This is a genomic window from Oleiphilus sp. HI0123, from assembly GCF_001635315.1.
The window spans coordinates 1-7,279 of sequence record NZ_LWGE01001168.1 but is presented as its reverse complement, the minus strand read 5'-3'; the positions used below and the strand labels follow the sequence as shown (position 1 = coordinate 7,279).

At 45.0% G+C, this 7,279-nt stretch carries 5 protein-coding genes and 1 pseudogene; 1 reads left to right on the top strand and 5 read right to left on the bottom strand.

Annotated features, from left to right (window positions below; translation table 11 throughout):
- Positions 1 to 1,113 (bottom strand): annotated as a pseudogene (locus A3761_RS12720) (transposase); the annotation flags it as partial.
- A 361-nt stretch (positions 1,114 to 1,474) separates the two neighbouring features.
- A complete protein-coding gene (locus tag A3761_RS12715; protein WP_068514223.1) occupies positions 1,475 to 2,548 on the bottom strand; it encodes a GGDEF domain-containing protein in 1,074 nt (357 codons plus the stop codon).
- Positions 2,549 to 2,812: 264 nt separating this feature from the next.
- Here A3761_RS12715 and A3761_RS12710 point away from each other — a divergent pair, with 264 nt between their 5' ends.
- On the top strand, positions 2,813 to 3,562 hold the full coding sequence (locus A3761_RS12710; RefSeq protein WP_068514227.1) for a helix-turn-helix transcriptional regulator: 750 nt from the start codon (positions 2,813 to 2,815) through the stop codon (positions 3,560 to 3,562).
- Positions 3,563 to 3,645: 83 nt separating this feature from the next.
- On the opposite strand, the gene A3761_RS12705 is transcribed toward A3761_RS12710, so the two are convergent.
- The 3 genes from A3761_RS12705 to A3761_RS12695 all read right to left on the bottom strand — a co-directional run.
- Complete coding sequence (locus A3761_RS12705) at positions 3,646 to 5,688, bottom strand: VIT and VWA domain-containing protein (protein ID WP_068514231.1); 2,043 nt, start codon at positions 5,686 to 5,688, stop codon at positions 3,646 to 3,648.
- Between the two features lie 170 nt (positions 5,689 to 5,858).
- Positions 5,859 to 6,986 carry a PQQ-dependent sugar dehydrogenase gene (locus A3761_RS12700; protein WP_068514383.1) on the bottom strand — a complete coding sequence of 376 codons (1,128 nt, stop codon included), beginning with the start codon at positions 6,984 to 6,986 and terminating at the stop codon, positions 5,859 to 5,861.
- Positions 6,987 to 7,006: 20 nt separating this feature from the next.
- Positions 7,007 to 7,279, bottom strand: a 273-nt coding sequence (locus A3761_RS12695; protein ID WP_197473035.1) for a class I SAM-dependent methyltransferase, incomplete at its 5' end; no start/stop codon positions are given.

Here is a 7,279-nt window from a genome sequence, read left to right as displayed (position 1 = left end):
AGCCAGCTTGGCCATGAAGTCCATGGGTTCGAAGATCACATGGGTTGTGCCATTGCGATACGGGGTTTTGAGTTCATACCGAACGTGTCCATTGGAGGTCAATGCCAGGCGCTTTTCTGAAACAGCGGGTCGGCTAACGTAGCGGCAGAGCCGTTCGAGTTTATCCCTCTGATGTCCTTCGGCCATCACACCGGCATGGAGTGAAAACCCTGCCACTTTAGCCGCTTGGCCATAGCCTGGCTTCTCACTTTCGCAATGAGGGAAGGTTTGCAGGGTGAAGACCTTACTCCCTTGCTGGGGGCCGGTGGCGATGCGGTAAGTCACCGAGGAACCGTGCAGTTGCGTGAGTACATCTCCTCCTTCCTCGTCCAGCGTCAACCAGGTATTCTCGGCATCTCGCTCCAACAGACCGCGTTTTTCCAGGCAGCGAGCGACCCGGTGGCTGAGGGTGTTAACGAGCGCATTGAGTTCATGTTGAGTGGGTGCCTTGACCCGATGGAACCGCCGTTGGCCATAGGTATCTTCGGCGTATACGCCATCGAGAAATAGCATGTGGTAATGGACATTAAGGTTGAGCGCAGAACCAAAGCGTTGGATCAACGTCACTGCACCGGTTTGTGCGGTAGCCTTGGTAAAACCAGCCTGCCTAATTAAATGCGTAGAGACTGTGCGGTAGACAATGCCTCACACTTTACCCATCAGCTCTGGATGGCGAGCCAGCAGGAATCGTAACTGGAAGGGAAAGCTCAGCACCCACTGGCGTATGGGAACTTTGGGAAACACCTCATCCACCAAGAGCGCGGCACTCTCCGCCATCCGGCGGGCACCACAGCTGGGGCAGAACCCTCTGCGCTTGCAGCTAAATGCGACCAATCGTTCATGATGGCAATCCTCGCAGCGGACACGCAAAAAGCCATATTCCAGCCGACCACATTGGAGAAAATCTTCGAACTCTCTCTGAACGTAACGAGGCAAGCTTTGTCCCTGACCCTCCAACGAGGACTTAAAGACAGGATAATGTTCCTGAACCAATTGATAGAGGAGCGTCTTTTCGGGCTGATGGCGTTCATAGTATGGTGCTTGACTCGCCCAGACATTCCTTGCCGGTGACATGAGTATCCTCCTTGATACTGTTTATACATACAGCATATAGAAGAAGCTTCACTTAGCGAATATTGGCCGTAATTTTGTAAAAACAGTCCAACTGTTATGTCCGCTTTCGGGTCTTTTGTAATATAAAAATGCTAGTTAGGAAGGGCCAGATTAGATCTGAAGACAATTCTCAAGTTATGTCCGCTTATCTCACTTTCCAGAAGTAACCGATCAGATCAATATTGGCCAAAATATCCTTGTTTATCGATCAGTCATGAAGGTCCGTTTTGCGGACTTTCACGCCTTTGAGTGCTGTTTAACTATGCCGTGCACTGAACTCCAACCTTTGAGAAAGGGTTCGAGCCGATACACCTTTCTGATACTACTGACTTTGCGCAAGGTTCTGCGTCTCTCCAATTACTCTGTTCCGGCCTTGTTTCTTAGCTGCATACAAGGCTTGGTCAGCGCGCTCTACTAAGCCATCAATTGTGTCAGAGGTTTGCATACTCGCAACACCGACAGAAATGGTAATATTACCCAGGGTGACTTTTTTATCACTGCCCATAACCAGGTTTTTACTGGCGACCTTATCGCATAGCTGCTGGCCTACAACGAGTGCGCCTTCGTAGCGTGTGTTGGGTAATAGCGCCACGAATTCTTCACCTCCATAACGAGCGACGATATCGTCACCTTTGACACCCTTCTTTAGAACTGTTGCGATAAAGGTTAAAACTTTGTCGCCTACTGCGTGGCCGTGCGTATCATTAAACGATTTGAAGTGATCAATATCCATAAATAGGAGAGAGAAGGGCTTCAGTGTTTGTTCAAACTCATTTACTAGTGTTTTAATAGACTCATCAAATGCTCGTCGATTCGGGATGCCGGTGAGCTGGTCGGTAAACGCCGTTTCGTTCAGTTCTTCCAAGTTCCTTTTTAAAGTACTGACTTCCTCCTTCACAACGATTAAGGAGTTTTCCATTGATGTGTTGGCTTGTCTAACTTGGTCAGTTTCTTCAATAAGCTTGGCAACGAGCTGAGTGATGCTGTTGATATCGGGGTTTTTCTTTAGATCATTCTGGCTTTCTTCCAGTGCGGCTGAAAAAGCCTGGTTGCCCTCAAGGATTTTTTCCAGCTCTTGCAGCAGGTTGTCCACAAGCGTCTCTGTATCGCCTTGTATATGGCTCAGTTTATCCTGCGTTTGGTTTGCAATATAAGTTTCGTAGAGTGAGTTATTTAAGCTGTCTGTAAAGTTCGTTCCACTTTCTAGCAGGCTATCTATTTTCTTGCGTAGCTCGAGGTTCATTCCTTGAAAATACTCATACCAAACGAAGTAGTTTTCCGGGGTGATTGGGATTTCAAGGTCTTTCATTTGTGGGATAGTTTTCTTAAGGCAGTCAACAGCTTGTTTAAGCTTTTTTTGACGGCTTTCCCGCACAGGTATTTGTTGCTCTGTCATATTACTCGCTACTCCATTTAGCCTGGTAATATTTGTCTGTAACCTGAGTTCAAGCCTCTAGTTTGTGCAATAATCTAAGAATTATAAGACTTTTTCAATCATAAATCATTTCGTCTATCCAGTTGTCCGCCGGCCTAATTCAGTCATTTTAGTTGTTGATGGTAACGATAAAACCATTCTAGGTTTGGATATAAGCCCGATATTTCATAGTATTCGGTATTGCTGTCATTCTCATGAACCGCTGTTTCATAATAGGGAGATCAGATGTCTCAGAGCGCTGCTTTAGTCAAAGCACTGAAAAAATGTTTGAAAATTAACGATGTAAAATATGCAGATGTGGCTGATGCCCTCAATTTAAGTGAGGCGAGCGTGAAACGTTTGTTTTCTGAGGAAAGCTTTTCGCTAAAAAGGCTAGATCAAATTTGTGAATTTTTAGGTATTGAAATTAGTGATCTGGTGGAGATGGTGAGACAGTCTGATCAGATTCGAAGTTTGACGATTGAGCAAGAAAAAGAAATTATTGATGATCTTCCGCTTTTGATTGTCGCAAATAGTGCCTTAAATCGTTGGAGCTTTGAAGATATATTGTCTACCTATGATTTAACTGAGACCGCGTTAATCCAGCATCTTGCCAAATTAGATCGCCTAAAGTTGATCGAGTTGTTGCCTGGAAATCGCATAAAGTTATTAGTTGATAGAAACTTCAGTTGGCAAAAGAACGGCCCTATACAGCGGTTTTTCGAAGAAATTCTAGTGAATGAGTTCTTTAACTATAGGTTTGATGAGCCCAGTGACAAACGACAGTTTGTGGTGGGGATGCTCTCTAAAGCCTCTAACCTGATCTTTCAGAGAAAGTTGGATCAACTTGCAGAGGAATTTCATCGCTTACATGTAGAGGATGAAAAGTTGCCTGTTAAAGAGCGATTCGGTACTAGTGTTGTCACAGGTATGCGTCGATGGGAGCCTTTGGCTTTTGAGAAGATGCGCAGAAAAAAGGATCTGCGAAAGTTTTAGTATTGATGGGGTAGTTTGAGGTGTGGGCTGATCTATGAAAACCGAGTTCATAGATCAGCATTGGTTTCGTTTTTTAGGGTGTTTTATGAACGCTTTGATTGAAGCTTTCGTGATAACACCGCCGCGATGAGCAGCAATAACATCATCCAGGGGCTAGATGAGCCTCCACCAGAGCTCGGGTAAGCGCGGGTGTTGTTGAAAGCTGGTTGATGGGCATCTTTACGATGGTCTCTTACCGGCTGGCTTGCGCGTTGTTGTTTAGCCTGCAATTCTTTCTTTACGCGTTTGGCGTTATCTCTTGAAATGTTAAGCTGCTTGAATACCTCTTCTCTCACAACAATCATCGAAGTGTAGTCGGTGACTAAACCATATTGTTTGGCAATGTCGATGATGGCTTGTTTGGCATCTGCATCTTCGCCTAGATAGTCAATTTTATTCTGCAATGCTTCAATGCTCGCGAACGCCCATAACCTTTCTATCTCAGGGTTGAGTTCACTTTGTTTTGGGAAGTCAAAAGACGTTGTGTAGGTTTGTTGTTGGCCTGACATTTTGCCTTTGATTTCAACCGTTGCTTTACCATTTCCCCAGTAATGTCCGAACAAGATAAGCTGCTGACCTCGGTACACAGAACCGATACGGGCGGGTGTAAGGTTTTTAACCTTAACGCCGTCAATATCAACTTCGACATCATGAAAGGCTTCGTGAGTTAGTTTTTCGGTAGCGATCATTAGCTTGCCAACGATGTCATCACTATTGGATACACTCATTGCGAAGCCGTTAGAAATTTTTGTCATGCTATCGAGTAGTGGTCTATTAGCACTGTTGCCCATCACAAAGGTAAAGAGTCGTACATCATATTGTTCGAGTAAGCTTAGAAAGGATTTTTTCTCCGTGGTGCCGATATTAGCAACGCCATCGGTGACTAAGATGATGGCACTCGCGCGATCAGAATCGAGACCTTTGATGCCTTTTTTCAGGCCGTCGTATAAATTTGTGCCGCCATTAGGGGTCGTCGATTCAAGTGATTGTGTATATCTTGATACATTCTCGGCTGTCGCAGGGGTGTAACCTTGTGTGATCTCACTTGCATTGTTGTTAAATAGGATGATGCGAAAACGGTCATTTGGATTTAGCTTGGAAAGCCCTTTGTTAACGCCTTCGATAAGGCTGTGGTATTTTCCCTGCATTGAGCCTGAGTAGTCCAGTACAAAGATCCAATCTCGCCCCAAGTTGATTTTACTTAAGTCATCCCCCGGGGTGATGGTCATCATAAAGGTTCCTTTGTCTTTTCCGGGTTCTTTGTGTGTGACCATATCAATCGAGCCTGGCAGGCCTTGTTGATGTCTCCAGTAGACCACGATATCTTGATCGAGTTTAGTGATTGATTGCTTTGCTGTGATTGGGTTTGAGTCTTCTTCGTTTTGTGCGGCCTGCCCATTCATCATGGATATATGCCATGCCTGATTCGTGTTTGAGGTGACAATTGCCTGCGGATGTTTCGGAAGACGGACATCGTCAATAGGGTAAGAGGATCTTATATTCATCTTGAAGCTGAATGCTTCGGTTACCACTTCGTTGTAGCTCCAAAAGGCCAACTTTTCTTCATCGACGCCACCATCTTCAAGTGGGTAGACATAACTGCCAATGCCATGGTCTGAATGGACAGCTTGAATGTAGACTAATCGGATTTTGACATCTTGCTTTGGCAAAACCGGGTAAACGGCACTATCAAAAGATTTATACTCATCCTGTTCTGTTAAGGCGGTTTCTCTGCCTTGTGCTTTTTCTTGCTCATAAATCTCGCGAGCTTGTTTTTTCTCAAGCACCTCGCCAGTCACAGCTTTACCGTCTATCCAATAGGTGAACTCTCCTACCGCTGCTTTTTCTGGAATGGGGAAGGAGTAGATTGCTTCTAGCGTGGTGTCATTCGGGTTGAAAAATAATTGTGTTACTGAAGTAATGGCATAGCCATCCTCGATAGTGACATCTACATGGTGTTGTTTTATTTCCAACGCTGGTAGCTGACCGTTTGCGGGTGACATGAGTCCAGCGGCCTGCGACATCATGCTAAATGCGAATAATAGGGTAAAGCTTATCAATTCTAAGAAGTTTGGTTGTCTGTTCATAATGCTCTCCATTTGTTGGTTTGTGGCAACAAGCGAAAGCAAAACTAGATGGTGATGAACGGATACTCAATAAAAAACGACTAAGTCTAATAGCAAGAGCCTGAGGGTATTAGATAACGATACTTTTCCATATTTTTATACAAGGATTGTTTTGTTGTAGTCACTCAAAACTATTTATCACGCAAACGCAAAATGCGTCCACTGTCGGTGGAAAGGTAAATCCAGCCTTCAGGACTTTCGACAACTGCTCGAATGCGTTCGCCCAGGCTTTCAAGTAATCGTTCTTCAGCGATAGCCTGATACTGCTTGTTGAGCGATACTCGGTTTAGGTGTGTCATCTTTAGTGCACCTGAAAAGAGGTCCCCTTTCCATTCCTTGAAGGCTTTGCCTGAATAAACGATCAGACTCCCTGGCGCAATGGAGGGAACATAATATTTAACGGGTTGCTCCATGCCTTCTTTATGAGTGCTTTCACCCACAGAAATTGGCCCCCAGTATTCCTTGCCATAGGAAATGATGGGCCAGCCATAATTTTTGCCTGGTTTAATCAGGTTTATTTCGTCACCACCTCTTGGTCCATGCTCGATAGACCATAAAACAGACTTGTCGGGAGTAAAAGCTAAACCTTGTGGGTTTCGGTGCCCGTAAGACCATATTTCGGGTAGGGCGCGGGCTAGTTGAGTGAAAGGGTTATCTTTAGGAACCGTGCCGTCTAAATTTAATCGAATGATGCTTCCGGCATGATTGCTTAGGTTTTGCGCGTCTTCCCGTTTGCCTCGGTCACCGACGCTGAAAAATATGTGCCCCTGATTGTCAAAGGCAATACGGCTACCAAAGTGTCGGAAGGTATCGCTATCGCCTTTCGCTACGAATAGCTCACGCCAATGCCTTAGCTGCTGATTCTCTGTGAGTTGGGCGCTGGCAAGGGCTGTCGTTCCCTTTCCATCATGTCTTTTGCTATAACTAAGATAAATATTCTTTGATGAGCTGAATGTTGGGCTTATGGCAATATCAAGAAGGCCACCTTGGCCTTTGGCAAGCACGTTCTTAAGCCCTTGGATAGTTGTGAGCTGCTTTGTTTGAATATCCAAACTATAAAGCCGGCCACGTCGTTCGGTAATTAATAGAGTGTTGGCATCCAGAAAAGCCAGTCCCCAAGGAATATTTAAGCCTGAGTATAGTTCTTCCAAAATGAAGTGAATCTGGCCACTTTGCCCTTCAAGGATAGTGCGGGAAAAGCTTGGGCTGGCAAAGCTTATGAAGAACGCAAGACTAATACATGCAATGAAATTGTACATTTTAGGGAACTCCAATAGCTTCAGCATTCAATCAAGGCAAGTTTTAACCCCTTATCAGGCTCCAGTTCTTTTATTTCATCACTAAGCGCTAAAGGCGTGATAGATCTTACATCCTCTATCGTCTCTCGTATGTCGCGTTCAAATTCTGAAAAGGTTACTTGTTGATTGTTTAGGGCCGCTAAGATAACTCCGCCATCCTTTAAGTATTTGGTGCAGCGACGTAGTAGTTTCTGATAGTCAGGCCAGCCTCGAAAGGAGCCTTTATGAAAAGGCGGCGGGTCGAGAATGATTAT